Raw genomic sequence first — 25053 nt, 5'->3', positions numbered from 1 at the left:
AATTTATAGTTAGTAAAAAAAAGAGGAATTAGTTTCCTCTGGTTGTTTTATAGCGTGGCAAATATGTGAACAAAATTCTAAAAAAAAAAATCTTTTCCTATTGAATATTAAGAATTTTTTTCGCATGTTTAATCCGTTACCGAAACTACAAAAAAATATTGATATATGCATATGAAAGCTCACGAAATTTTCATAAGAATTAGATATGGTGAAACCGATCAAATGGGTGTTGTGCATCATGGTAATTACGCATTATATCTAGAAATGGGTAGGACAGAATGGTTAAGAGCGTTTGGAATTTCCTATGATGAAATGGAAAAAAATGGTGTTATGCTTCCTGTAATTTCGATGGCTTTAAATTTCAAAAAATCAGCTTATTACGATGAGGTTATTAAAGTGAAAACCCAACTCAAAAAAACACCTTCTGTAAAAATAGAATTTGAATATGAAATCTCAAATGAAGCTGGCGAAATTTTAGTAGAAGCAAATACAGTTTTAGCTTTTGTGAATATGAAAACCAAACGCCCAATGAAATGTCCTGATTATATTTTAGATCAACTTTAAAGTAGAAGTTTATATTTCTTCAATTTTTATTTCAAACAGATGGTCAAAAATTTCAAATATAGAATTGGCTTCTTTTTGACGTACAGAAATATAAATTTTACAATCTAATTCTAAAACTTGATGCGTAACATTTAAGTTTTTCTCTTTTATTATACGCATCACCTTATTCATATTTTTATAAGCAAATGAAAGACAGTATTCTATGTTAATGGTTTTTTCTACAATCTTTGAAGCTTCTAAAGCCATCTGAGCTCCAGTTCTATAGGCATTTATTAAACCGCCAACACCAAGTTTCACACCTCCAAAATAGCGCACAACTACAACAAGAATATTCGTTAATTCAAAAGATTGAATTTGTCCGTAAATAGGCATTCCAGCACTATTATTAGGTTCTCCATCATCATTGGCTCTATAAGAGAGCTTGTTAGCTTCGGTGCCTAATTGATAGGCATAGCACCAATGTCTTGCTGTATGATGTTGTTTTTTTAAATCTTCAATATGTGATTTAACTTCGTCTTCGTTTAACACAGGAAATGCATAGCCAAAGAATTTTGAATTTTTGTCTTTAAAGAGAACTTCTTTAGAGGGTTTGGTGATGGTTTTGTACGTGTCTTTAATTTCCATTTAAGCTAAAGTAACTAAAGTTATAGAAATGATAGCTAAGCCAATACCTATCCAATTTTTAAAAATCAATTTTTCTTTAAATAAGAATAATCCGATTAAGGTAGAAAGCATAACAATAGCCACATTGTTAATGGTGAAGATGGTAGAGCTTTCAGTATTTTCAAAATTTAGCGCTTTCAGTAAAAAAAAGATAGAATAATAATTAACTACACCTAAAACTATTCCACCAAAAATAGTTTTGAAATTAATAGCAAATTGCTTTTTCAAAGCCTTGGTTGTTAAAATAAGTACTCCAGTGATGGCAGCTATTGAAAAAATAGTAGCAGTGAATATTGGTATTCCATTATCTGCTACATAAGTTGTTTCAATATATTTTATGGACGTGTCAATAGTTCCTGAACCAAAAAACAATATAATGGGTAACCATAAGCTTTTAAGTGAAAATGTGGTGTTGGATTTAATAGAAGTCAGATAAACAGCAATTAGTGCTAAAATAATACCTGTAATTTTCTGAACTCCTGCGCCTTCTTGATAAGCATATATACCAAATGCTACTGGAATAACTACACTCATTTTACTGGCTACCGAAACCACAGAAAGCCCAAGCTTTTGAGAGGTTAAGGCCATGATGTAAAATATAGATATAAAGAGAAAGCCCAAGAAAATAGCGCCATAAAACCATTGTGACTGGACGATGTCTTGAATGTGTATTGGACTGTCATATGTTATAAGGCCACAAACACAAGCAGCAAAGTAATTAACTACAATGGCTTGAAAGGTATTAATGTTGTATTTATTAAATAGCTTGAAGACAATGAAGATTAAAGTAGAGGCTATAATGCTGAATAAAAGATTTATCAAAACAGGTCTTTTTTAATCTTAAATAAATTGATAATGTCTTCAGATGTTTCGTCAATATTCCAAGTATGAATACCTAATTTTTCTGCAGATTCAGTATTTTCTTTTGTGTCATCAATAAATAGACATTCTTTTGGGATGAGTTTGTTTTCAGCTAAAACAAATTCGTAAATATTTGTATTTGGTTTACGAAGCTGAATTTCATGCGATAAATAAAAAGCGTCAAAACATGCTTTAAAATCATCATAAAATAAAACCTGATCTTTTATCCAATTAATATGAAGCTCGTTTGTATTGCTTAATAAGATAAGTTTATATTTTTTTTCTTTGGCTAATTGTTGAAGAAATTCTAGGCGATTTTTTGGGAAATCTTTCAAAATATAATTCCATGCATCAATAATATCTTTTTCTGATAAGTTCGGAAAATTATCTTGATAGAATTCTAGAAACTCTTCAGTAGCAATCAAACCTTGCTCATAAAGGGTGTTTATAGCAATAAGGTCTTCAGAAAGCGTTTCGATTTCAAAAAGATCTAGCACATTTTTCATTGCGCCAGATTTGTCTAAATTGATAAAGACATCTCCAAAATCGAATATTAGAGTTTTAATCATTCTTGTAAATTCTTAATGTGTCGTTTTCTATATGTTCTTCAGAAAGTAATCGACTAGTTAATTTAGGGGCTTTTACACCTTCTTTAAATTCTGTAAGCCCTGTAAATATTCGTGCTTCATCCCAAATCTTTTCATTGATGAATAGTTGTAATGTTTGCGCTCCACCTTCAATAATTACTGAATTTATATTGTGTTTGTATAAGGCGTCACAAATGCTTTTTGCTGTGTTTACTTTTAAAACAATAGTTTCAGCATCAGAATTAAAGATTTTATAGTCTTTTGATAGTTGATTGTCTTTGTCTAAAACCACGCGAATAGGATGATTTCCTGTCCAATCTCTAACAGTTAAACTAGGATTGTCTTGAATCACTGTATTCCTGCCAACTAGAATGGCCTGTTCTTCTGCGCGCCATTTGTGTACTAATTGTCTTGAAAGTGTATTAGTAATCCAAACAGGTTCCTTTTTAGGTTTTGTTTTAGGAGCGATAAATCCATCAGTAGATTCTGCCCACTTTAAGATAATATAAGGCCTTTTTTTATTATGATAGGTAAAAAAGCGTTTGTGATGTGCTTTGCAGTCCTTTTCTAAAACACCGACAATAACGTGACAACCATTAGCTTTTAATTTTTGAATGCCTTTTCCTGCGACTTCAGGGTTGTCGTCTATACAGCCAATTACCACATTCGGAATCTGGTGTTTTAGAATCAAGTCGCTACAAGGAGGTGTTTTTCCAAAATGAGAACATGGTTCTAAGGTAACGTATAGTGTTGCGTCTTTTAATAGCGATTTGTCCTTCACAGAATTAATAGCGTTTACTTCGGCGTGATGACCTCCATATGCACTCGTGTTGCCTTCTCCAATTATAGAGTGTTTATGAACAATTACAGCGCCTACCATTGGATTTGGTCTAGTGGTTCCTAAACCAAGTTTAGCAAGTTGTAAGCAACGTTGTATATATGTTTCGTGCGTGTTCAAATTAGAACTTGATTTTAACGTTTTCAGTTTTATCAACATCATAAGTGTGAGAGAAACCTAACACTTTATATTTTATTTGTCCCTTATATTGTACTTTTAGTTTTTGGTTGAGTAAACTGCCAAGTAATCCACCAAGGCTTTTGTCGCTAAAAATACTATCTGTTGAAACAAGCGCTTTTAAAGGAATAGAGAATTCTTTTCTAGCTGGTACTTTAAAGCTTTCGGTAGAGACGTTGGCCATTTCATTATCATTAACATAGACTTTTATCTCATCTGTTTTTAACTCGCCACCAACATCATTGGGATTATTGAAATAAGCATCAGCAGTAAGGGTTATGAAATTTGAAGACGATTCGGAAATAGTGATATTTTCGACTCTTAAAAATTCAGGTTTTTCTTTTATTGAACAGCTGATGAAGCCGATTAGTATTGTTGATAAGATTAAGAGCTTCTTCATTCTATTTTTTTAGTTTTAGCGTATATTCACGAGCGCAAAAATAATATTTTAAAGTGATTAAAGATAATATTGTTATAAGAGAAATTGAACCACATGATAATGCTCAAATTGAAGCAGCAATACGCAACTGTTTTCCTGAATTTGGACTGCCTTTAGTTGGTACAGCTTATGCAGATGTTGAAACATCAAAAATGTTTGAGTCTTATCAAAATACTAATGAGACATATTTCGTTGTAGAACTTAATGGAGTAGTCCTTGGAGGTGGAGGTGTGAAGCCTTTAAAAGATTTTGAATCTGAAGTTTGTGAGATTCAGAAAATGTATTTTGCGCCAGAATTACGAGGTAGAGGTTTAGGCAAACGTATGTTTGAAAAATGTATGAAAGCGGCTAAAGAGTTAGGTTATAAGCAATGTTACTTAGAATCAGCGTCTCAACTTAAGGCAGCGATTCATATCTATGAGGTTTTTGGGTTTAAACATTTAAAACAACCATTAGGAAATACTGGACATTATTCTTGTGGTGTATGGATGATAAAGGATTTGTGATTTGAAATTAAAAGTAATACAAGATATATTCCATAAAGAATTGGATCCCATTTATGGAGCAAATGAAGTGAATAGTATGTTCTATTTGCTTATTGACGCATTTTATGGTTTTTCAAGACTTCAACTTGTTTTAGATTCTGATTATGCTATCATTAAGGAAGAGCAAGAGCGCATTATTGATGCGTTAGACAGGTTAAAACGAGAAGAACCTATTCAGTATATATTAAAAGAAACAGAGTTTTATGGTTTAATTATAAAAGTGAATACGCAAACACTTATACCAAGACCAGAGACTGAAGAGCTTGTACAATGGATTATTGATGAGGTCACATTGAACACGACTAAAAAACCGTTAACTATTTTAGATGTAGGCACAGGAAGCGGTTGTATTGCGATTGCTTTAGCAAAACATTTGCCTCAAGCCCAAGTGTATGCTATAGATGTTTCTGAAGCAGCTTTGAAAGTGGCTAAGGATAACTCTAAGCTAAACAATGTGAAAATTGAATTTATTAAAGGTAATGTTCTAGATGTTGAATCTTGTCCATTACCAGAAGATGTTCGGTTTGATATTATAGTGTCTAATCCGCCTTATGTTCGTCAATTAGAAAAAGAAAAGATGAGAGCTAATGTTTTAGAACATGAACCCCATCTTGCATTGTTTGTGAAAAATGAGAATCCGCTTGAATTTTATGAAGCAATAACAAAATTAGCTGTTAATAATTTGAAGCCAAAAGGCTTGCTTTTTTTTGAAATAAACGAGTATTTTGGAAAGGAAATGATTGATTTACTAGACGTTAATAAATTTCAATCTATTGAATTGAAACAGGATATTTTCAGTAAAGACAGAATGATTAAAGGAACAAAAGGTTAGATTTTTGCCTTCAGTAGTAAATAAATGAATATAAAAGAACATATACAGAACCTACGTCACGAACTTCGAACACATAATTACAATTATTATGTGCTAGATAACCCGACAATTAGCGATTATGAATTCGATATAAAACTTAAAGAACTTCAGGCTCTAGAAGCTCAACATCCTGAATTTTTTGATGCCAATTCACCCTCGTTGAGGGTTGGAGGCGAAGTGACTAAAAATTTTAATACTATAGTGCACGAGCATCGTATGTACTCTCTTGACAATTCTTATTCTTTAGAAGATTTACAAGACTGGGAAACACGAATCAAAAAATTAGTTGATGGAGAAATTCAATACACATGTGAATTAAAATACGATGGCGCTTCTATAAGTCTAACTTATGAAAATGGTAATTTTGTAAGAGCTGTTACTCGTGGAGATGGCGTTCAAGGTGATGAGGTGACTGCAAATGTTAAAACGATTAGGTCTGTGCCTTTGCAGTTAAAAGGCAATTATCCTGCTAAGTTTGACATTCGAGGAGAAATTGTTTTGCCTTGGGAAGGCTTTCATAAAATGAATGAAGAGCGTCTAGAAAATGGAGAAGAACCCTACAGAAATCCAAGAAACACAGCGTCAGGTAGCTTGAAGTTGCAAGATAGTTCTGAGGTGGCAAAGCGTCCACTGGAATGTTTACTGTATAATATTAAAGGGCATAATTTAGGAATTACCACTCAATTTGAAAGCTTAGAGCGTGCGCGCCTAATGGGTTTTAAAGTGCCTAGTGCTTCAAAACTCGTCAATTCTATTGAGGAGGTTTTAGAGTTTGTAAATTATTGGGATAAAGAAAGGCATCATTTACCTTATGAAACCGATGGTGTTGTTGTGAAAGTAAATGATTTACAGCAACAAGAAGAGTTGGGTTACACAGCTAAAGCACCACGTTGGGCGATGGCTTATAAGTTTAAAGCCGAACAAGTTTCAACGATTTTAAATAGTATATCATATCAAGTTGGTCGAACAGGCGCTATAACACCTGTAGCGAATTTAAAACCAGTAGAATTAGCTGGAACCACTGTAAAACGTGCTTCTTTGCATAATAGCGATCAAATAGAAAAACTAGATATTCGTATTAATGATACTGTTTTTGTTGAAAAAGGAGGTGAGATTATTCCTAAGATTATAGCTGTAGATTTTAGTAAAAGGCCAGAGCACTCAGCGCCTACCCAGTACATTTCGGAGTGTCCAGAATGTAAAACGCAGCTAGTTAGAATAGAAGGAGAGGCTAAACATTATTGCCCGAATTATAATGGTTGTAATCCGCAAATTATTGGACGAATTCAACATTTTATTTCTAGAAAAGCAATGGATATAGAAGGTTTAGGAGGAGAAACAGTAGCGCTTTTAGTAAATGCGAATTTAATTTCAAATTATTCAGATTTATATACTTTAACTAAGGAAGAGGTGATGCCATTAGAACGTATGGCCGAAAAGAGTGCAGAAAACTTAATTAATGGCGTTGAAGCCTCTAAGCAAATTCCTTTTGAGCGTGTCCTTTTTGCTTTAGGTATTCGTTTTGTTGGTGAAACTGTAGCGAAAAAATTAGCTAAACACTATAAAAGTATTGACGCTATAAAGAAAGCGAGCATTGATGATTTAGTTAATGTCGATGAAATAGGAATTAAAATAGCAGAGAGTGTGGTCGATTTTTTTGCTTCAGAGGAGAATGAACTTATTATAGAAAAATTACGTAATTTTGGAGTGCAATTAGAAGTTTCGGCTGAAAAACTAGCAAATCAAACCAACAAATTAGAACATCAAGTTTTTGTAGTTTCTGGTGTTTTTGAAACTGTTTCACGTGCAGAACTCAAAAAACTAATTGAAGATAATGGCGGAAAAGTATCGTCATCTATCTCTTCCAAAACCAGTTATATTGTTGCTGGAGATAAAATGGGGCCAAGTAAAAAAGAAAAAGCAGAGAAATTAGGAATACCATTAATTTCTGAACAGGAATTCCTACAATTATTGCAATAAACAAGGGTTTTTTAATAAAAACATCGATAAAATGTATTTTTATTCCGATAAATAACATTTTTTTATATATATTTGACAGCTATAATTTCGCTTTTAGGAGTGACAACATAATTTTATGCATATTAATTTATATAGTTTGGCTTTTTTTGGATTAATTGATGCTTCTTATATCTTTTCAGTATTAGAATTGTTAATTGTTCCAACAATTACTATATATTATTTGATTTATAACAAGAATAAAACAAAACTCTTTACTTTGTTTTTATTGTGCTATGCCATAGCAGATATACTTCATCTTTTAGATAGTGATTCTGATTCAGATTTACTTTATTTTCTTTGTAATAGTCTTTATGTCTCAGCTTATTTAATTTTATTAATTCAAATTGTAAAAACCTTAAACTTCAGAGTCATAATGAAACGCTTTTTAATACAAACGATTGTATTATTGGCTTTAGTGACTTATTTGTTCGTTGTTTTATGTAGTATTATTGATCCCATTATATTTGAAACTAAATTTTTAGATATGGTTAGATTTACTGAGCATATATATAACCTTGTGCTATTATTGCTATTAGCGGTGTCTTTCCTAAACTATTTAGAAAAGGATACTAGGAAATCTTTGCTGCTATTTATAGGCTGTTTGGCAATTAGTAATTCTGAATTTATATTAATTGGATATTATTATTTGTCAGATTTAGAGCTGCTTAGTTATTTGGCTTCTGCTTTAAATATTCTAGCCTTTGTCATGTTTTATATGCAATCTAATTTAGATGTAGATAGAAAAAAAGACACTAAAGTTTTTGCTTAAAAAGTTTAGGCACATCTTGTCTATATAGAAATAAAATTAAACTTGCTAGTACAAATGTAACAACAGCAGTTACAAACAAAATTCCACCATCATTATTTACGACTATTCCTAATAGGGTTAGGTGCATGAAAATGGCACCACCAATGATTCCAATAGTAAGTGAAGCTCCTAACCAAACAGTTTTTGGTATAAGTAATAATATTCCAGCAATAAGCTCTAAAACTCCAATAGCAATTCTACCATAAGGTTCTAATCCAACTTGTTTAAATATATATACACTATCTGGGTGTGCTGTAAATTTAAATCGAAGTGTTTGAATTAAGATAAGTGCGACAATTATTCTTAAGATTAAAGAAAGGTGCTTTTTCATAAGATTAGGTTGGTTAAATCGATTAGACGATGTATTAAATGGAACTTTACATAATTGAAGAAAAAACTTACAAATAATTAAAAATTTATGCATTTCATCGATTAAGAGTAATATTTTTTCGTTGTAATGAATATATTTTTTAAGTTTGACTCAACCTATTTATGTTATGTATTGTGAAAGATTGGCTTAGAATTTTTTCAAATAAGATGTTTCTGCTAATACTATTAGCGCTGATACTAATAAATGTATTTGCAACAATTAGTGAGAATGAGTTATTTCAGCAAATGACCAAACCATTATTTGTTCCAGTATTTTTAATTTATTTCTTATTAGGAAATAAAAAAATAAGTCCGATAATTTTTATCTTTTTAGCGTTCTCTTTTATAGGCGATTTTACCTCAGTATTTACTAATGAGATTTTAATGGTTGAGGTGTCTAGTCTATTTTATTGTTTAAGTTATATTAGTTTAATTGTAGCTTCTGTATTAAATATAAAAAAGTTGAAACTGGATAAAATAATTGGAATGTATTTAGTTGTCGTGTTTGTAATTAATTCTTACTTATTATTTATCCTTTTCGATACTCTTAAGTATCATATTCCAGATAGTGTAGAAATAACGCTCTTTGGTGTTAAGAGTGTATCATTATTAGTTTTAGCATTTATAGCTTTTGTAAACTATTTAAACACAGATTCAAAGCAATCTATTCAATTTTTAGTAATGTCTTTATGTTTTGTGTTCTCTGATGTACTGTATTATGTAAGTACCTATTATATGTATAATTGGAGCTTTGTAATGCTAGATAGAGTGTTACATGTTATAGGTCTATTTTTCCTATTTAATCTTATTTTGGAAAAAAACATTGAGCGTCGACGACAAAGTATTTTGGCTCAAAAAATGTCTTTGCGTAGAGCGTATGAGCTTAAACTAAAATAGAAGTGCCTTTAGAAGCTTTATTCTTATCTGCATCAAAATAAAAATCTATTCTGCCTAAATTGATGCCATAACAACCCACTTGATTTATAAGAACATTTTTGCCTTCACTATTTTTTTCAATAGTAGGCTTTGGTAAAAAAGTGTGTGTGTGACCACCAATAATTAAATCAATGTTTTTTGTGGCTCTTGCTAAATTTAAATCACTTATTCTTTCAGGAAAATTTTTATAATAATAGCCTAAATGTGAGAGGCAAATAATAAGGTCGCATTGTTCTTCGTCTTTTAAAATTCTGCTCATATCTTGAGCTATTTCAACAGGATCGAGGTATTTAGTTTCCTTATACATGTTTTTATCTACCAATCCATCGAGTTTAACACCTAAACCAAAAACACCAATTCTTATACCATCTTTTACAAAGATTTTGTAAGGTTTTACGTGTGTGTCTAAAATGGTATTCGAAAAATCATAATTAGCAGATAAAAAATCAAAAGCAGCGTGTGGTAATTGAGCATATAAGCCATCAATACCGTTATCGAAATCATGATTACCTATAGTTGCTGCATCATATTTGAGCTTACTCATTAATTTAAACTCAAGTTCGCCTCCATAATAATTAAAATAAGGAGTCCCTTGAAAAATATCACCAGCGTCCAGAAGTAAAGTATTTGGGTTTTCATGACGTATATTTTCAACTAAACTTGCTCGTCTAGCAACACCTCCTTTATTTGGATTTCTACCATCTTCAGGACCAAAAGGATCAATATGGCTATGAACATCATTTGTATGAAGTATAGTAATTTGAGTTGTTTGACTTCCTGAGGTAAAAGACTGTAAGCCTAATCCGCCTAGTGATAATAATGCTGTTGCAGCTGTTGATTGTTGTATAAAATCTCTACGTTTCATTTTATTATTTTATTTGGATAAACCTATCGTCAATTACTGGGTTAATGGTGTCGGCTTTCTTAAAATAATCTAATAAAGCACTTCTTACTTTGTAGTTTAAAACATGTAGACTATCATTGGTCTTAAAGAAAGTCATGCCGTCGCCACCATTATAAAGGTAGTCATTAGTAGCTACATTGTATGTTTTATTAGCATCAATAGCTTTTCCATTTATTAAGGCTTCAATAGGATTAAAATTCTTATCTAATTTTAGTGTTAAGCCAGCAATAGGATGAGCACGTTTGGCTTTACTTAAATAATAAACTAAGCTATCTGTAATCGTTTTTCCTTTCATTTCTGCCACAACAAGACTATTCTCAAAAGGCATTATATTGTAAGCTGTTCGTGTAGTAATTGGTCCTTTAGAAATAATAGCGCGAATACCTCCATGATTTACTAAAACAAGGTCTATGTTTTTTTCAGTACGTTTGTTAAAAACATAATTTGCTTGTTCAAGAATTGCATCTGCAAATAGATTGCCAATAGCTGTATTCAACTCACCATCAGATTTTGAATAGGTCGCTACAGCATATGATATGGTGCTATCTAAGTCTTTGTTTACATGGTCCCGATAAGGTTTTATAATAGCTTCAATTTCTGGGTTAATTTCTAAACTGTCATTAATGCTAATTTGTTTTCCTTCAATCTTTGTTAAATGCATTTGGTTTTGCTTACAACTAGAAAATATTAAAAGAAAAAAGACAAAAAAAAGATGTTTATAATTCATGTGTAAAGGAATAGATTTTAGTTATCAAAAGTGAGTACTTTTACTACCTTTGTAACAAAGCATAAATATAAATGATTTTACAGGGTTTTAAACAAAAATCTAATAAAAAGTATCTCAATAGCTTACTTGATTCTAGAGAAGTCCTATTAAATGAAAAAAAAATAGTGAGTCTTGGAGTGGTATTAAATATTGATGAAGTAAATGATTTTGAAACCTTTAGGCGATTAGCAAACGCAATTAAAGTAAAACCAAATAAACTGAAAATTATAGCGTTTACTTCTAATAAAAAAGATGAGCTAAATTCTTGGGATGTATGCTTTAATCCAAAAGATTTTGGATGGCACGGAAAAATAAAAAATATCGAGCTTCAGGAATTTATAGAAACACCATTTGATGCTTTAATTAGTTATTATACTGAAGAAATTCTCGAATTAAAGTTAATTACAGCAGCATCTCAAGCGAAATTTAAAATCGGCATTTTGCAAACCGATAATCGATTAAATGATTTTATAATAAAAACGAACTTGAAGCAGTTTAACATATTTCAAAAGGAATTAATAAAATACCTTAATATTTTTAATAAAATAAAGAATGAATAAAAAGTTTATTGGTACTGGAGTTGCCTTAGTAACCCCTTTTAATAAAGATTTAAGTGTGGACCATAAGTCGCTGGCTAATATTGTTGAACATAATATTGAAAACGGAACGGACTACCTTGTTATTAGCGGAACAACAGGAGAAAGTGTGACTATAACTGCTGCAGAAAAAAAAGCGATTATCAATACAATCTCTAAAGCGAACAATGGTCGTTTACCATTAGTTTTGGGAATAGGAGGAAATCATACAGCTCAAATTATTGAAGAAATTAAAAGCACAGATTTTTCTAATATTGATGCTATTTTATCGGTTTCTCCTTATTATAGTAAACCCACTCAAGAAGGGCTTTATCAACATTTTAAGGCTGTTTCAGAAGTGAGTCCAGTACCAGTGATTTTATATAATGTTCCAGGTCGAACGTCTAAAAATATGACTCCCGAAACAACTTTGCGTTTAGCTCGTGATTTTAAAAATATAATTGCGGTTAAAGAAGCTGGAAATGATGTGCACCAATATTTGCAATTACTTAAAAATAAACCTGAAGATTTTTTAATCATATCTGGTGACGATGATTTAGCCTTAGGTGTTGTTTTAGCTGGTGGAGCAGGAGTGATTTCTGTTATAGGGCAAGCGCTAACTAAAGATTTTACCACAATGATTAACTTAGGATTAAAGGGTGACGCAAAAGCTTCTTATGCCTTGCATTTTAAACTAATGGAAGTAACTAGCCTTATCTTTTCTGAAAATAATCCTGCTGGAATAAAAGCTGTTTTTGAAGCTTTAAAAATGTGTGACGCTACCGTAAGATTACCATTGGTCGAAGCCACGAATGCGTTAAAGCAAAAAATAGCAGAAGCGATTAAAGATTTTAATAAAAGTTAAATATTACTTAAACCTTTAAATTCCTTGATTTCATCAATTATTTTAGCCAAATAAAATATTTTTAAAATCCATATTAAAAGACTAATTTTGCAGTCTGTTTAAAAATTATGAAGAAATTACTTTACATATTATTAATTGGTTCTATTTTAAGTTCTTGTGGTGAATTCCAAAAAGCTTTAAATAGCGAAGACATTGCTGAAAAATTTACTGTAGGAGAAATGCTATATAATGAAGGAAAGTATGCTAAAGCCAATCGACTTTTTGAACAGATTATTCCTCAATATAGAGGAAAACCTCAAGCGCAAAAGTTAACGTATTTGCATGCAAACTCTTATTACCAAATGAAAGAGTATTATTTGGCGTCGTATCAATTTGAACGTTTTGCTTCTGCATATCCTAAAAGTGAAAAAGCTGAAGAAGCCGAATTCCTTTCTGCTAAATGTAAATATTTAATTTCTCCAATACATAGTAAAGAACAGCATTTAACAATAGAAGCGATTCAAAAACTTCAAGTGTTTATTAACACTTATCCTAATTCTGAATATTTAGAGGAGGCAAGCAAAATTGTCCAAGAACTTGATGGGAAATTAGAACAAAAATCATACGATATAGCATATCAGTATTATAAAACAGTAGAATATACTAGAGATTATAATGCTGCAATTAAAGCTTTCGATAATTTTATATTTGATTTTCCAGGATCTAAACTTCGTGAATCAGCATTGTTTTACAGATTAGATGCAGCATATCATTTGGCCTTAAACAGTGTAGAGTATAAAAAGAAAGAGCGCTTAGAAACCGCTAAGACCTATTATCTTTCTTTTGTGAAAAAATATAATGAATCTGAGCATATTGAAGATACAGAAAATATGCTTGAAAATATTGAAGAAGAATTAAAAAAATACAGTACTAAAAGTTAATATACTATGGATTTAAAGAAAATTGACGCACCTGCAACAACAACAACATACAATAGAAATGAAATAGATGAAGCTACAGGAAATATCTATGAATCTATTTCTATTATTGCTAAAAGAGCAGAGCAAATTAATTCTGAAATAAAAAAAGAGTTAATTGAAAAACTTGAAGAATTTGCAACATACAATGATAGCTTAGAAGAAATCTTTGAAAACAAAGAACAAATTGAAGTTTCTAAATTCTATGAAAAGTTACCTAAGCCTCACGCTTTAGCAGTTAAAGAGTGGTTAGATAGTAAAATTTACCATAGAAATACCGAAGAAGACAACAATTTATAAAAAGCATTACATGTCTATACTAAGTGGCAAAAATATACTGTTAGGCATTAGTGCTGGTATTGCTGCTTATAAAACGGCATCTTTAGTAAGGTTATTTATAAAAGCTGGTGCTAACGTGAAAGTAATCATGACGCCTGCTTCTAAAGACTTTATTACACCTTTAACTTTATCTACACTTTCTAAAAACCCTGTACATTCAACGTTTACGAATGAAGACGATGATAATGAGGTATGGAATAATCATGTCGAATTAGGTCTTTGGGCAAACTATTTTATCATTGCTCCTGCCACAGCAAATACCATGTCTAAAATGGCTAATGGAACTTGCGATAACCTCCTTTTAGCGACTTACCTTTCAGCAAAATGCCCTGTTTATTTTGCTCCTGCAATGGATTTAGATATGTATAAACATCCATCAACCTTAGAGTCTTTTAATAAACTTAAATCCTTTGGTAATAAAATCATTCCAGCAACAAGTGGAGAACTCGCTAGTGGATTAGTTGGTGAAGGTCGATTAGCAGAACCGGAAGATATTATTGCCTTTATAGAAAACGATATTATAGATCAACTTCCTCTTCGTGGAAAAAAAGTACTTATCACTGCAGGTCCAACTTATGAAGCCATAGATCCAGTGCGTTTTATTGGTAACCATTCTTCTGGAAAAATGGGTTTTGAAATTGCTAAGGCTTCAGCAAATTTAGGCGCAGAAGTTATACTTGTTTCTGGGCCAACACACCAAAAAGTAAATCATAGTTTAATTCACGTTATTCCTGTTACAAGTGCTCAAGAGATGTATGATGCGACTCATCTACATTTTAAAGACGTAGATATTGCAATACTTTCTGCTGCAGTTGCAGATTATAAACCAAAATATGCTGCATCTCAGAAAATAAAAAAGAAAGAGACTACGTTAACATTAGAGTTAGAAAAAACAAAAGATATCTTAGCCTCATTGGGTGAAATTAAAACGAAACAATACCTTGTTGGATTTGCCTTAGAAACAAATAATGAGTTAGAAAATGCAAAAGCAAAACTAAAAAAGAAGAATTTAAACTTAATTGTCTTAAATTCGTTAAACGATAAAGGTGCAGGTTTTAAAAAAGAAACGAATAAAGTCACACTAATTGATGCTGAAGATAAAGTTACAGAATATGAACTGAAATCTAAGGCAGATGTCGCTAAAGATATTTTAAACGTAATTATAAAAGAAGTACATGCGTAAGATACTATTAGGATTTATAATGTGTATTAGTTTTACAGGATTCTCTCAAGAATTAAACTGTAATGTCGTCGTTAATGCACAATTAACAGGAAATGAAAATTTTCAGATTTTTAAAACCCTCGAAAATCAACTAAACGAGTTTGTAAATGAAACGAAATGGACCAACAAGCCATTTGGAAGACAGGAGCTTATAAACTGTAGTATGGTTATTAATATTACTGAACAAAATAACGAGTCTTTTAATGCTTCAATTCAAGTGCAATCTTCAAGACCAGTATTTGGATCAACATATACAACTCCTGTATATAATGTAAACGACAAAGATTTTTCTTTTCGATATTTAGAATACCAAAATATTATTTTTAATCCTAATCAATACGAATCTAACCTTGTATCTGTTATCGCATATCATGTATATATGATTTTAGGTTTAGATGCAGATTCTTTCGAAAATAAAGGTGGTGAAGCGTATTTTGAACAAGCACAAACAATTGTAAATTATTCTCAGCAAGAAAACTTTAAAGGATGGAAACTTGAAGATGGATTGCAAAGTCGATTTATATTAGTCGATAATATTCTATCTGAAACTTTTAAAGGCTTTAGAGATGTTATGTACAATTATCATAGAAGAGGCTTAGATCTTATGAGTGAGAATAATAAAAATGCTAAAAATGAAATTGCAAATGCTATAAACCAAATGTATGCAGTTCATAGGCAACGACCAAACTCATATTTATCACGTACTTTTTTTGATGCCAAAGCCGATGAAATTGAACAAATATTTTCTGGAGGACCTCAAGTAAATATTAACAACCTTTTAAATACATTAAATAAAGTTGCGCCAATGCACTCTAGTAAATGGCGAAACATTAAATTTTAGTATATTTTTATTTTAACCCTTAGTGAGCAATCACTTTATTTTAGGTAAATACCTTATATTAATATCATATGTTAAGTGCTTTATCCATAAAAAACTATGCATTAATTGACCAACTTCAAGTCAATTTTAATCAAGGGTTTGCCATTATTACTGGAGAAACAGGAGCAGGAAAATCTATTTTACTTGGTGGCTTATCATTAATTTTAGGAAAACGCGCAGATTTAAATAGCTTAAAAAATAAACAAACAAAATGTATTATTGAAGCTGTTTTTGATATCTCAAACTATAAATTAGAGCCTCTTTTTATTTCAGAAGATTTAGACTTTGAAAAGCAAACTATTATCAGAAGAGAGATATTACCTTCTGGAAAATCTAGAGCTTTTGTAAATGACACTCCAGTTAATCTAAATACCTTACAAACTTTAGGAAAACACCTAATCGATATTCATTCACAACATGAAACCATGCAGTTGGTTGATGATGAATTTCAATTTCAAATTATAGATGCATTAGCTAATAATGCGATGCATTTAGAGGAGTATCAAGTTCAACGTAGCCATTATAAAAAGCATCAAAAAGAATTGCAAGAGCTATTTAATATTCAATCAGAAGCTATAAAAGAACACGACTATAACACGTTTTTATTAAATGAATTAGAACAAGCACATTTAAAAGAAGACGAATTAGAAGCGTTAGAAGAAGAATATGAAACTTTAAATAATGTTGAAGATATAAAGGAAAAGCTTTCTGAATCTCATCATCTTTTGCAAGATGAAAATTCAGGGATTTTAGAAAGACTTACTCAATTAAAAAACAACTTGCAAAAACTCTCAAGTTATTCTAATAGTTACCAAGATTTATTTTTAAGAGTAAACAGTAGTCTTATTGAATTGGACGACGCATCATCAGAAATTGAATCATTACAAGAAAATCTTGAGGTTAACCCAAACAGATTGGAAGCTGTAAATACAAAACTGCAAACACTATATAATTTAAAGCAAAAGCATGCTGTCCAAGATATTTCAGAATTAATTGCAATTAAAAATCAGCTTTCAGAAAAAGTTTCAGTTTCAGAAAATATTGAAGAAACTATTCAGAGTAAACAAAAAGAAATAGCTCATATTGTTAATGCATTAGACCTTATATCTAAAACCATTCATCAAAACAGAATAAAAACTATTCCGAAATTAACAAAACAACTTGAAAGTATTTTACTTGATTTAGGAATGCCAAATGCACAATTCAAAATCGAAGTCACTTTAGGAAAAACATACTTAAGTAACGGTAAAGATGAATTAAATTTCTTGTTCTCTGCTAATAAAGGCGGACAGTTTAATATGCTTAAAAAAGCAGCTTCAGGAGGTGAGTTAGCAAGAATTATGTTAGCCATTAAATCTATTTTGGCTAAATATGTTCAGCTTCCAACCATAATGTTTGATGAAATAGACACTGGTGTATCAGGCGAAATTTCTAATAAAATGGCTCAAATCATGCAACAGATGAGTCAAAGCATGCAAGTGTTTGCCATCACTCATTTACCTCAAATTGCGGCCAAAGGACATACGCATTTTAAAGTTTTTAAAGAGGATGTAAATGAAATCACGACTACTAATTTAGTGCAACTGAATCATGATGAGCGCATTGTTGAAATCGCGCAAATGCTTGGAGGTATAAATATTTCAAATTCTGCAATTGCTCATGCAAAACAGTTGCTTAATTAATAGTATATTTGAATAATAATCAACGAAATAAACCAAAATAACATGTCATATAACTTATTAAAAGGGAAAAAAGGAATCATCTTTGGCGCATTAGACGAAAACTCTATTGCATGGAAAACAGCAGAACGTGTTCATGAAGAAGGAGGAAGTTTTGTCTTAACAAATGCACCTGTTGCACTAAGAATGGGACAAATTAATGCCTTAGCAGAAAAGACAGGTTCGCAAATTATTCCAGCTGATGCGACTTCAATAGAAGATCTAGAAAATCTTGTTGAAAAATCGATGGAGATTTTAGGAGGTAAATTAGATTTTGTGCTGCATTCTATAGGAATGTCTATAAATGTTAGAAAAGGAAACGCATATACCAACCAAAATTATGATTGGACTCAAAAAGGCACAGATATATCTGCAATGTCTTTTCATAAAGTGATGCAAACACTCTATAAAAAAGATGCAATGAATACATGGGGAAGTATCGTCGGACTTACTTACATGGCTGCTCAACGTGTATTTCCAGATTATAATGACATGGCAGATAATAAAGCTTATTTAGAAAGTATTGCTCGCAGTTTTGGCTATTTCTTTGGTAAAGATAAAACGGTTCGCGTGAATACCATTTCTCAATCACCAACTCCTACAACTGCTGGATCTGGAGTTAAAGGTTTTGATGGATTTATTGCTTATGCAGATAAAATGTCGCCATTAGGTAATGCCACAGCTTTAGATTGTGCCAATTATACTGTAGCAATGTTTAGCGACCTTACGAGAAAGGTCACGTTGCAAAACTTATTTCATGATGGCGGATTTAGTAATGTAGGTGTGAGTAATGAAGTCATGGAAACGTTTATGAATAATCAATAAATAGACATAATTTTATATAACATACTTAGAAAAGTATTTTAATAAGAATAAAAGCCCGTTAATAATTAACGGGCTTTTTATGATGTGAATATTGCCAGACATCTGATTAAGTGATATTTACTTGTAATTAATCGTGTTTTTTTTATAAATTCCCACTTATAAATAATGTTCTTATGATTAAAAACTACTTGTTTTCATTGTTCATGTTTGTTAGTTATGGAGTGCTTTATTCTCAGATTAATTTTGAAAATCAAGTAGAAGCTCTTGGTATTGGAGTAAATTCTGGCTTGTCCTTCTTTGGGAACGGCGTGTCATTTTACGACTATAATAATGATGGTTGGGATGATATATCTATTGCAACAGAACAAGGCACTAAAATTAGATTTTTTAAAAACGAGAATGGAACATTTGTAGAAGACAATAGTATAGATTTACCTATAAATACAGATGAACAAAAACAAATTAATTGGGTAGATATTGACAATGATGGCGATAAGGATTTATTTGTAACATCTAACAATAATGGTAATAAATTATATTTAAATACTGGAAATCTGGTCTTTCAAGATATCACTATTTCTTCTGGATTACCTTCGACTAATTTACAATCCTACGGAGCTTCTTGGGGCGATTATAATAACGATTCCTTTCTGGATATTTTTGTGTCTAATAGAGCTCAGCTTGATGATCAGCAAAATTTTCTTTTTAAAAATAATGGTGATGGCACATTTACAGATGTTACTCTACTAGCAGGCATAGACGATGGGAGTCATATGTCATTTTGTTCTGCATTTTTTGACTTTAATAATGATGGTTGGCAAGATTTATACATTTCAAGCGATAAATTCACAAATCAAAATTTTTTATATAAAAATAATGGTGATGGTACATTTACAGATATTAGTGCAACGTCTGGAACAGGAATTTTTATCGATGCCATGACAACAACTATTGGCGATTTTAACAATGATGGCTGGTTTGATATTTATGTAACTAATACTTATTCTGGAAATGTCTTTTTTAAAAATAATGGCGATGGAAGCACATTTACAGACATAACTTTGTCCACCGGAACAGGGTTTTATAGTATTGGTTGGGGAGCAGTTTTTTTAGATGCTGAAAATGATACGGATTTAGATTTATATGTCAGTGGTGAGTTTGATGGAAGTTTTAATGACTATTTATCAGCAGCTTTTTATGAAAATATAGGAAGTGAAATGTATAATATTTCTAATGATTCTGGATTTGCTGGTGATACAAGAGCTAGTTTTTCTAATGCAATAGGTGATGTTGATAATGATGGCTATCCAGAAATCGTTGTAAATAACTCGAGTTATGATGATTTGTTTCTGTGGAAAAACCAAAGCCCTCATACGAATAATTGGCTTAAAGTTAAATTAGAAGGTGTTCAGAGCAATAGAGATGGTATAGGAGCAACTATCGAAATATCTGTAGATGGTCATAAACAGTATCGATATACACATTGTGGTGAAGGCTATTTGGCTCAAAACTCCGGAACAGAATTTTTTGGTTTGGGCCTTGAAACAGAAATTGATTATATTAAAGTAACGTGGTTGAGTGGTATTGAAGATGTACTAAGTAATGTTAATAGTAATGAAACCATAACTATTGTTGAAGGTTCAACATTGTCTTTAGAAAATAATTCTTTTGAAAGCTTTAAATACTATCCTAATCCTGTTCAAAATAAATTGACCATAAAGGCACAGAGTAGGGTTGAGCATATTAGTATCTTTAATAGTATTGGTCAAAAAGTGAATAGTCTTTCACCAAACCTTATGATGACAGAAATAAATGTATCTCATCTTGAATCTGGAGTTTATTTAGTTAAAGTGATTATTGATTATAAAATAGAATATTTTAAAATGATTAAAAAATAACCTAATGAGCACTTATAATTTTGTTATTGTTTTTATTTACTAAGTTGAAAAAAATAAAAAATATCTAAGAAACCCCTTACGACTTCATGTGTTTTATCGGTAAAATAATACGTTTTGTCGATTATATCTTAATTATTAATATAAAGAGATGCTATAGATTTGAGTATCCATTAATTATCAATATTTTTATAGCTTAAACTTTAATTAATTTAACTAAAAATTTATTTAATAATGAAAAAAATTACTTTACTTTTTACTGCAATTGCTTTTGCATTTACTAATATTGTAAGTGCTCAAGATACTTGTGGAACTGCTACTCCTGTTTTGGAGGGTACAACAACTGGTACTACAATTACTACAGGAACTGGTAGTGCAGAAATGGCGCCTACTGGAGTTGATTCTGCTTGGTTTGTTTATACAGCTACATCTGACGGTTTATTAACTGTTGATGCTTGTGGAGGGGGTTCTGATACCGATTTAAGTATTGGAGAAGGGACTTGTGGATCTTTAAATATTCTTGGACAAAATGATGATTTTTGTGATTTGGGTACTGGAGATGCATATGCTTCTAGTGTAACAATACCTGTGGTTAATGGAAATGATTATTATATTGAATGGTCTAATGAATGGGAAGAAGGCCCTTTTGATTGGACGATAACGTTAGCGCCACCGTTAGCTAATGATGCATGTGTAGATGCTATTGCTTTAGCATGTGATGATGTTGTTGCTTTTGATACAAATACAGCAACTTTAGATAATGCAGTAACTTGTGGTACAGAATCTTTTTCTCCTAATGTATGGTACACATACCAAGGTAGTGGTAGTGCAGAAATAATTACTTTATCTACATGTAGTGATGCAGATTACGATACTAAATTATATGTGTACACTGGAGCATGTGGAGCTTTAGTTTGTGAAGCTACAAATGATGATTTTACAGGTTGTGCTGGCTTTACGTCTCAAGTAGAGTTTACATCTGATGGTTCTACAGTTTACTATATCGCCGTAAGTGGATATAGTGTTGCTCCAGGTGGAGATGGTAATGTGTCTTTTGGAACAGGAAATTTAACAATTACTTGTGAGCCTGCAGTAACGCCTCCATCAAATAATCTTTGTTCTGGTGCTATAGCATTAACTTATGGTGTTGCTGAAACTGGTGATAATACAAATGCAACTGCTGCAGTTGGAAATCCTTCTTGTGATGAATTTGGAGTGATTTCAGATTTATGGTACTCTTTTGAAGCAACAACTAGTGAAGCTACAATTTTAACAACTCTTGGTACTGCAGATAATGCATGGTTCGCTGTATACGATGCTTGTGGTGGTACTGAAATAGGATGTGCTTCTGGAGCGACCGTTGGTGGTGGAACAGGAAGTGACGGAACTCCTGGAGGAAAAGAGTTACAACTTTCTGGTTTAACAGGTGGAACAACTTACTATGTTCAAGTTTGGAACGATGGTGCCTCTGCTAGACGTGTTGAAGGAACTTTCGATATTACTGTTTTTGAAGGGTTATTATCGACTACAGATTTTGATAATGGATTAGCTTTTTCTTACTATCCAAACCCTGTAAATAATAACTTAGCATTGAACGCTCAAAAAGAGATTCAAAATGTAGTTGTTTATAACATGTTAGGGCAACAAGTTTTAAATTCGAAGCCTAATGCTGTTAATACAGATGTTAATATGTCAGAATTACAATCAGGTGCTTACTTTGTTAAAGTTACAATAGAAGGTATTACTGAAACTGTAAGAATCCTTAAGAACTAATTTAGTTTTTATTATACAATTAAAAAGCCACCTTTTAGGTGGCTTTTTTTATGGGTTTCATTTACATTTGTATTATGCAAATAGCGTTTTCATTCATAGTTCCTGTCTTTAATCGTCCACAAGAAATTGAGGAATTATTGCACAGCTTCACTCAGTTAAAAACTGAAGCCGATTTTGAAATTGTTATTGTGGAAGATGGCTCAACACAACCCTCAAAAGATATTGTAGATGCCTATAGCGACCAACTTAATATAGCCTATTTTTTCAAACCAAATTCTGGGCCAGGAGATTCTAGAAATTATGGTATGGAAAAAGCTAAAGGAAACTACTTTATAATTTTAGATAGTGATTGTATTTTGCCAAACCAGTATTTAAACGAAGTTGTCACTAGTCTTCAAGATGATTATGTTGATTGTTTTGGTGGTCCAGATGCTGCTCATGAATCATTCTCAAACCTTCAAAAAGCCATAAATTTTGCGATGACCTCTTTTATAACGACAGGTGGTATTCGTGGACATAAAAATAGTATTGATAGGTTTCAGCCTAGAAGTTTTAATATGGGAATGTCAAAAAAGGCATTTATTGAAAGTAAAGGTTTTGGTAGAATTCATCCTGGTGAGGACCCAGACTTGTCACTGCGATTATGGCAACTAGGATATAAAACGAAACTTATTCCAAAGGCATTTGTTTACCATAAAAGGCGAATTTCTTGGAGTAAATTTTATACGCAAGTGCATAAGTTTGGTTTAGTAAGACCCATTTTAAATGCATGGCATCCAAAATCTAAAAAAATCACGTATTGGTTTCCAACTTTTTTCTGTTTGGGATTATTAGCAGCCTTAGCACTTTTCTTTTTAAAGATTAAAGTATTTTTATGGTTGTATATTTCATACTTTGTTGTCGCCTTTGTTTTGGCTTTAATCAGTTCCAAAAACATAGTAGTGGCTTTTAGTTCTTTGTTAGCCATTGGTATTCAGTTTATAGCTTATGGTTACGGATTTCTTAAATCTACTATAATTATAAATTTATTAGAAAAAGATCCAGAAGATTATTTTCCTCAATTATTCTTTGATAAAAGATGATAAAAAACATAAAATCTCGAATACAGTCATTAATAAAAACTAGAAAAATAAATGTTTTTCTATTGTTCTTGGCTTTGTCATTTGGTATTTTATTATTAACAAAACTGTCTAAAAACTATACGAATACTTTTATTTTTGAACTTAATAAAATTAATATTCCTGAAGAAGAAGTGGTTATAAATAATGCGAATCATAAACTACAAATTACTATTAAAACGTATGGTTTTGAGTTACTAAAGTATCATTTTACTAAGCCCAAACTCAATATAGATTTTTCTAAGCAGATTGTTAAAACCGATTCGGTTTATATATGGACAAAAAGCAAAGCATTTGCAACCTTAAGCAATCAGTTTAATAAGAATATAGAGATTCTTAATATCGTTCCAGATAGTTTAGAGTTTGCTTACGATGTAAGTGCTGTGAAAATGGTTCCTATTACATTGTTATCTGATTTTAATTATAGTCCAGGATATAACCTTTCTGATCAAATTGATTTAAAGCCAGATTCTATTAAAGTGATAGGAGCACAAGCTTTACTCGATAAATTAACTGTGATTAAAACAGATACGCTAAGCTTAAATGATATTAAACAAGATATTTCAGAGCATGTTGATTTAAAAATCCCTAAAGCTTTTAGCGATTTAAAATTCGCTCAAAAAAAGATACATGTTTCAGCTAAAATTGAAAAACACACAGAAGGGACTTTGTCTATTCCTATTGAAATTATAAACGTTCCAAACCACTTGACCTTAAAATATTTTCCGAAGGCTGTAAATGTTTCATATTATACCAGCTTAGCAAATTTTAATACCATATCAGAAAATCAGTTTAAGGTGATTTGTGATTATAGCAAAATTGAAGAAGGTCAATCTTTTTTAGTACCACAAATTGTAGAAAAACCTACAAAAGTAAAACATGCTAGAATTAAGGAAGAACAAATAGAGTTTATTATAACAAAATGAAAGTAGTAGGGCTTACAGGAGGAATTGGTAGTGGTAAAACGACTGTTGCAAAACAGTTTGAAAAACTTGGCGTGCCAATTTATATAGCAGATGATGAAGCTAAAAAATTGATGAATACTTCTAAGGTTATTAAGCGCAAACTAAAAACATTGTTTGGTGAAGAAGCTTATGTAAATGATGTGCTTAATAGAGCTTATTTAGCTCAAGTGATTTTTAATGACAAAGCTTATTTACAACAAATGAATGCAATAGTGCATCCTAAAGTTGCTAAACATTTTCTTAGGTGGATGGCTAAGCAAAAATCACCTTATGTGATTAAAGAAGTCGCTATTTTATTTGAGAATGGAAGTTATAAGCAATGCGATTATGTAATCACAGTAACTGCTACAATAGAAAAACGAATAGAACGTTTGCTTCTTAGAGACCAAACTACTGTGTCTAAAATAGAGGCGATTATGAATAACCAATGGCCAGATGAGAAAAAAATTGTGCTATCAGATTTTGTTATTCATAATGATGAGATTCAAAACACAATACAACAAGTTCAGGCCACTCATAAGCAATTACTTATAGCTATTGGAGATTCTTGATTTTAACATTTGTGTTAATGTAAG

General features: G+C 31.4%; 27 protein-coding genes. 19 read left to right on the top strand and 8 right to left on the bottom strand.

Translation table 11 applies throughout. The annotated features are described in order from the left end of the window. Window positions 1-171: 171 nt before the first annotated feature. Window positions 172-564, top strand: coding sequence for an acyl-CoA thioesterase (locus ACFS5M_RS09505; protein WP_183488204.1), 393 nt, complete (start codon window positions 172-174; stop codon window positions 562-564). A gap of 9 nt (window positions 565-573) precedes the next feature. On the opposite strand, the gene ACFS5M_RS09500 is transcribed toward ACFS5M_RS09505, so the two are convergent. The 5 genes from ACFS5M_RS09500 to ACFS5M_RS09480 are packed head-to-tail and all read right to left on the bottom strand — an operon-like array spanning window position 574 to window position 4090. Further along, window positions 574-1188 carry an IMPACT family protein gene (locus tag ACFS5M_RS09500; protein WP_183488202.1) on the bottom strand — a complete coding sequence of 205 codons (615 nt, stop codon included), beginning with the start codon at window positions 1186-1188 and terminating at the stop codon, window positions 574-576. Further along, complete coding sequence (locus ACFS5M_RS09495; protein ID WP_183488200.1) at window positions 1189-2049, bottom strand: EamA/RhaT family transporter; 861 nt, start codon at window positions 2047-2049, stop codon at window positions 1189-1191. It abuts the gene before it with no gap. Continuing rightward, the gene (locus ACFS5M_RS09490) at window positions 2046-2657 is read right to left on the bottom strand and encodes an HAD family hydrolase (RefSeq protein ID WP_183488198.1); all 612 of its coding nucleotides are present in this window, start codon (window positions 2655-2657) and stop codon (window positions 2046-2048) included. The genes ACFS5M_RS09495 and ACFS5M_RS09490 overlap by 4 nt, the downstream gene beginning before the upstream one ends. Continuing rightward, a complete protein-coding gene (ribD, locus tag ACFS5M_RS09485; RefSeq protein WP_183488196.1) occupies window positions 2650-3633 on the bottom strand; it encodes a bifunctional diaminohydroxyphosphoribosylaminopyrimidine deaminase/5-amino-6-(5-phosphoribosylamino)uracil reductase RibD in 984 nt (327 codons plus the stop codon). Before ribD ends, ACFS5M_RS09490 begins: the two co-directional genes overlap by 8 nt. Before the next feature lies 1 nt (window position 3634). Continuing rightward, window positions 3635-4090, bottom strand: a complete 456-nt coding sequence (locus ACFS5M_RS09480; RefSeq protein WP_183488194.1) for an LEA type 2 family protein — start codon at window positions 4088-4090, stop codon at window positions 3635-3637. A gap of 53 nt (window positions 4091-4143) precedes the next feature. Here ACFS5M_RS09480 and ACFS5M_RS09475 point away from each other — a divergent pair, with 53 nt between their 5' ends. The 4 genes from ACFS5M_RS09475 to ACFS5M_RS09460 all read left to right on the top strand — a co-directional run bounded on the left by ACFS5M_RS09475 (window position 4144) and on the right by ACFS5M_RS09460 (window position 8333). Next, on the top strand, window positions 4144-4635 hold the full coding sequence (locus ACFS5M_RS09475; protein WP_183488192.1) for a GNAT family N-acetyltransferase: 492 nt from the start codon (window positions 4144-4146) through the stop codon (window positions 4633-4635). A 1-nt stretch (window position 4636) separates the two neighbouring features. Further along, window positions 4637-5506, top strand: a complete 870-nt coding sequence (gene prmC, locus ACFS5M_RS09470) for a peptide chain release factor N(5)-glutamine methyltransferase (RefSeq protein ID WP_183488190.1) — start codon at window positions 4637-4639, stop codon at window positions 5504-5506. A gap of 24 nt (window positions 5507-5530) precedes the next feature. Beyond that, on the top strand, window positions 5531-7525 hold the full coding sequence (ligA, locus tag ACFS5M_RS09465) for an NAD-dependent DNA ligase LigA (RefSeq protein ID WP_183488188.1): 1995 nt from the start codon (window positions 5531-5533) through the stop codon (window positions 7523-7525). A gap of 115 nt (window positions 7526-7640) precedes the next feature. Continuing rightward, the gene (locus tag ACFS5M_RS09460; RefSeq protein ID WP_183488186.1) at window positions 7641-8333 is read left to right on the top strand and encodes a hypothetical protein; all 693 of its coding nucleotides are present in this window, start codon (window positions 7641-7643) and stop codon (window positions 8331-8333) included. Here ACFS5M_RS09460 and ACFS5M_RS09455 read toward each other — a convergent pair. Then, window positions 8317-8703 carry a DoxX family membrane protein gene (locus ACFS5M_RS09455; protein WP_183488184.1) on the bottom strand — a complete coding sequence of 129 codons (387 nt, stop codon included), beginning with the start codon at window positions 8701-8703 and terminating at the stop codon, window positions 8317-8319. The genes ACFS5M_RS09460 and ACFS5M_RS09455 overlap by 17 nt on opposite strands. 206 nt (window positions 8704-8909) lie before the next feature. Between ACFS5M_RS09455 and ACFS5M_RS09450 the strand changes: the two genes are divergently transcribed. Then, a complete protein-coding gene (locus ACFS5M_RS09450; RefSeq protein ID WP_183488183.1) occupies window positions 8910-9638 on the top strand; it encodes a lysoplasmalogenase family protein in 729 nt (242 codons plus the stop codon). On the opposite strand, the gene ACFS5M_RS09445 is transcribed toward ACFS5M_RS09450, so the two are convergent. Further along, complete coding sequence (locus ACFS5M_RS09445) at window positions 9625-10542, bottom strand: bifunctional metallophosphatase/5'-nucleotidase (protein ID WP_183488181.1); 918 nt, start codon at window positions 10540-10542, stop codon at window positions 9625-9627. The two genes, ACFS5M_RS09450 and ACFS5M_RS09445, sit on opposite strands and share 14 nt — an antisense overlap. A gap of 4 nt (window positions 10543-10546) precedes the next feature. Beyond that, window positions 10547-11242 (bottom strand): 5'-nucleotidase C-terminal domain-containing protein, encoded by a 696-nt coding sequence (locus tag ACFS5M_RS09440; protein WP_379898646.1) that lies wholly within the window; start codon window positions 11240-11242, stop codon window positions 10547-10549. Window positions 11243-11379: 137 nt separating this feature from the next. On the opposite strand from ACFS5M_RS09440, the gene ACFS5M_RS09435 reads away from it, so the two are divergent. The 13 genes from ACFS5M_RS09435 to coaE all read left to right on the top strand — a co-directional run bounded on the left by ACFS5M_RS09435 (window position 11380) and on the right by coaE (window position 25029). Beyond that, on the top strand, window positions 11380-11907 hold the full coding sequence (locus tag ACFS5M_RS09435; RefSeq protein ID WP_183488177.1) for a DUF6913 domain-containing protein: 528 nt from the start codon (window positions 11380-11382) through the stop codon (window positions 11905-11907). Beyond that, window positions 11900-12787: a 4-hydroxy-tetrahydrodipicolinate synthase gene (gene dapA / locus ACFS5M_RS09430; RefSeq protein WP_183488175.1), complete on the top strand. Its 888-nt coding sequence runs from the start codon at window positions 11900-11902 to the stop codon at window positions 12785-12787. The genes ACFS5M_RS09435 and dapA overlap by 8 nt, the downstream gene beginning before the upstream one ends. Before the next feature lie 107 nt (window positions 12788-12894). Beyond that, window positions 12895-13707 carry an outer membrane protein assembly factor BamD gene (locus ACFS5M_RS09425; RefSeq protein WP_183488173.1) on the top strand — a complete coding sequence of 271 codons (813 nt, stop codon included), beginning with the start codon at window positions 12895-12897 and terminating at the stop codon, window positions 13705-13707. Window positions 13708-13713: 6 nt separating this feature from the next. Next, window positions 13714-14043, top strand: a complete 330-nt coding sequence (locus ACFS5M_RS09420) for a DNA-directed RNA polymerase subunit omega (protein ID WP_183488172.1) — start codon at window positions 13714-13716, stop codon at window positions 14041-14043. Window positions 14044-14053: 10 nt separating this feature from the next. Continuing rightward, complete coding sequence (coaBC, locus tag ACFS5M_RS09415) at window positions 14054-15265, top strand: bifunctional phosphopantothenoylcysteine decarboxylase/phosphopantothenate--cysteine ligase CoaBC (protein ID WP_183488171.1); 1212 nt, start codon at window positions 14054-14056, stop codon at window positions 15263-15265. After that, window positions 15258-16145: a type IX secretion system protein PorD gene (gene porD, locus ACFS5M_RS09410; RefSeq protein ID WP_183488170.1), complete on the top strand. Its 888-nt coding sequence runs from the start codon at window positions 15258-15260 to the stop codon at window positions 16143-16145. Before coaBC ends, porD begins: the two co-directional genes overlap by 8 nt. A 68-nt stretch (window positions 16146-16213) precedes the next feature. Then, entirely contained in the window at window positions 16214-17866 is a 1653-nt protein-coding gene (gene recN, locus ACFS5M_RS09405) for a DNA repair protein RecN (RefSeq protein ID WP_183488169.1), read from the top strand. 42 nt (window positions 17867-17908) lie between these two features. Beyond that, window positions 17909-18727, top strand: a complete 819-nt coding sequence (locus ACFS5M_RS09400; protein WP_183488168.1) for an enoyl-ACP reductase FabI — start codon at window positions 17909-17911, stop codon at window positions 18725-18727. A gap of 173 nt (window positions 18728-18900) precedes the next feature. Continuing rightward, entirely contained in the window at window positions 18901-20625 is a 1725-nt protein-coding gene (locus tag ACFS5M_RS09395) for an FG-GAP-like repeat-containing protein (protein ID WP_183488167.1), read from the top strand. Window positions 20626-20856: 231 nt separating this feature from the next. After that, window positions 20857-22395, top strand: a complete 1539-nt coding sequence (locus ACFS5M_RS09390) for a T9SS type A sorting domain-containing protein (RefSeq protein ID WP_183488166.1) — start codon at window positions 20857-20859, stop codon at window positions 22393-22395. A 74-nt stretch (window positions 22396-22469) separates the two neighbouring features. After that, complete coding sequence (locus tag ACFS5M_RS09385) at window positions 22470-23477, top strand: glycosyltransferase (RefSeq protein ID WP_183488165.1); 1008 nt, start codon at window positions 22470-22472, stop codon at window positions 23475-23477. Then, window positions 23474-24439, top strand: a complete 966-nt coding sequence (locus tag ACFS5M_RS09380; RefSeq protein WP_183488163.1) for a CdaR family protein — start codon at window positions 23474-23476, stop codon at window positions 24437-24439. The genes ACFS5M_RS09385 and ACFS5M_RS09380 overlap by 4 nt, the downstream gene beginning before the upstream one ends. Beyond that, entirely contained in the window at window positions 24436-25029 is a 594-nt protein-coding gene (gene coaE, locus ACFS5M_RS09375; protein WP_183488162.1) for a dephospho-CoA kinase, read from the top strand. The genes ACFS5M_RS09380 and coaE overlap by 4 nt, the downstream gene beginning before the upstream one ends. Window positions 25030-25053 lie beyond the last annotated feature (24 nt).

Origin of the sequence: Lacinutrix iliipiscaria, from assembly GCF_042686125.1 — a bacterium.
Taxonomy (GTDB): domain Bacteria; phylum Bacteroidota; class Bacteroidia; order Flavobacteriales; family Flavobacteriaceae; genus Oceanihabitans; species Oceanihabitans iliipiscarium.
The sequence above is the reverse complement of the archived record's forward strand: the minus strand, read 5'-3'. Positions and strand labels throughout refer to the sequence as shown.

Excerpts from the sequence above, each read along its gene's own strand:
- ACFS5M_RS09500 (WP_183488202.1), bottom strand. The coding sequence starts at position 1,188 with ATGGAAATTAAAGACACGTACAAAACCATCACCAAACCCTCTAAAGAA.
- ACFS5M_RS09385 (WP_183488165.1), top strand. The coding sequence starts at position 22,470 with ATGCAAATAGCGTTTTCATTCATAGTTCCTGTCTTTAATCGTCCACAA.
- coaE (WP_183488162.1), top strand. The coding sequence starts at position 24,436 with ATGAAAGTAGTAGGGCTTACAGGAGGAATTGGTAGTGGTAAAACGACT.
- ligA (WP_183488188.1), top strand. The coding sequence starts at position 5,531 with ATGAATATAAAAGAACATATACAGAACCTACGTCACGAACTTCGAACA.
- ACFS5M_RS09380 (WP_183488163.1), top strand. The coding sequence starts at position 23,474 with ATGATAAAAAACATAAAATCTCGAATACAGTCATTAATAAAAACTAGA.
- ACFS5M_RS09490 (WP_183488198.1), bottom strand. The coding sequence starts at position 2,657 with ATGATTAAAACTCTAATATTCGATTTTGGAGATGTCTTTATCAATTTA.
- ACFS5M_RS09425 (WP_183488173.1), top strand. The coding sequence starts at position 12,895 with ATGAAGAAATTACTTTACATATTATTAATTGGTTCTATTTTAAGTTCT.
- ACFS5M_RS09480 (WP_183488194.1), bottom strand. The coding sequence starts at position 4,090 with ATGAAGAAGCTCTTAATCTTATCAACAATACTAATCGGCTTCATCAGC.
- ACFS5M_RS09390 (WP_183488166.1), top strand. The coding sequence starts at position 20,857 with ATGAAAAAAATTACTTTACTTTTTACTGCAATTGCTTTTGCATTTACT.
- recN (WP_183488169.1), top strand. The coding sequence starts at position 16,214 with ATGTTAAGTGCTTTATCCATAAAAAACTATGCATTAATTGACCAACTT.
- ACFS5M_RS09445 (WP_183488181.1), bottom strand. The coding sequence starts at position 10,542 with ATGAAACGTAGAGATTTTATACAACAATCAACAGCTGCAACAGCATTA.
- ACFS5M_RS09420 (WP_183488172.1), top strand. The coding sequence starts at position 13,714 with ATGGATTTAAAGAAAATTGACGCACCTGCAACAACAACAACATACAAT.
- ACFS5M_RS09435 (WP_183488177.1), top strand. The coding sequence starts at position 11,380 with ATGATTTTACAGGGTTTTAAACAAAAATCTAATAAAAAGTATCTCAAT.
- ACFS5M_RS09400 (WP_183488168.1), top strand. The coding sequence starts at position 17,909 with ATGTCATATAACTTATTAAAAGGGAAAAAAGGAATCATCTTTGGCGCA.
- ACFS5M_RS09395 (WP_183488167.1), top strand. The coding sequence starts at position 18,901 with ATGATTAAAAACTACTTGTTTTCATTGTTCATGTTTGTTAGTTATGGA.
- ACFS5M_RS09505 (WP_183488204.1), top strand. The coding sequence starts at position 172 with ATGAAAGCTCACGAAATTTTCATAAGAATTAGATATGGTGAAACCGAT.
- porD (WP_183488170.1), top strand. The coding sequence starts at position 15,258 with ATGCGTAAGATACTATTAGGATTTATAATGTGTATTAGTTTTACAGGA.
- coaBC (WP_183488171.1), top strand. The coding sequence starts at position 14,054 with ATGTCTATACTAAGTGGCAAAAATATACTGTTAGGCATTAGTGCTGGT.
- dapA (WP_183488175.1), top strand. The coding sequence starts at position 11,900 with ATGAATAAAAAGTTTATTGGTACTGGAGTTGCCTTAGTAACCCCTTTT.
- ACFS5M_RS09440 (WP_379898646.1), bottom strand. The coding sequence starts at position 11,242 with ATGCATTTAACAAAGATTGAAGGAAAACAAATTAGCATTAATGACAGT.
- ACFS5M_RS09455 (WP_183488184.1), bottom strand. The coding sequence starts at position 8,703 with ATGAAAAAGCACCTTTCTTTAATCTTAAGAATAATTGTCGCACTTATC.
- ACFS5M_RS09450 (WP_183488183.1), top strand. The coding sequence starts at position 8,910 with ATGTTTCTGCTAATACTATTAGCGCTGATACTAATAAATGTATTTGCA.
- ACFS5M_RS09460 (WP_183488186.1), top strand. The coding sequence starts at position 7,641 with ATGCATATTAATTTATATAGTTTGGCTTTTTTTGGATTAATTGATGCT.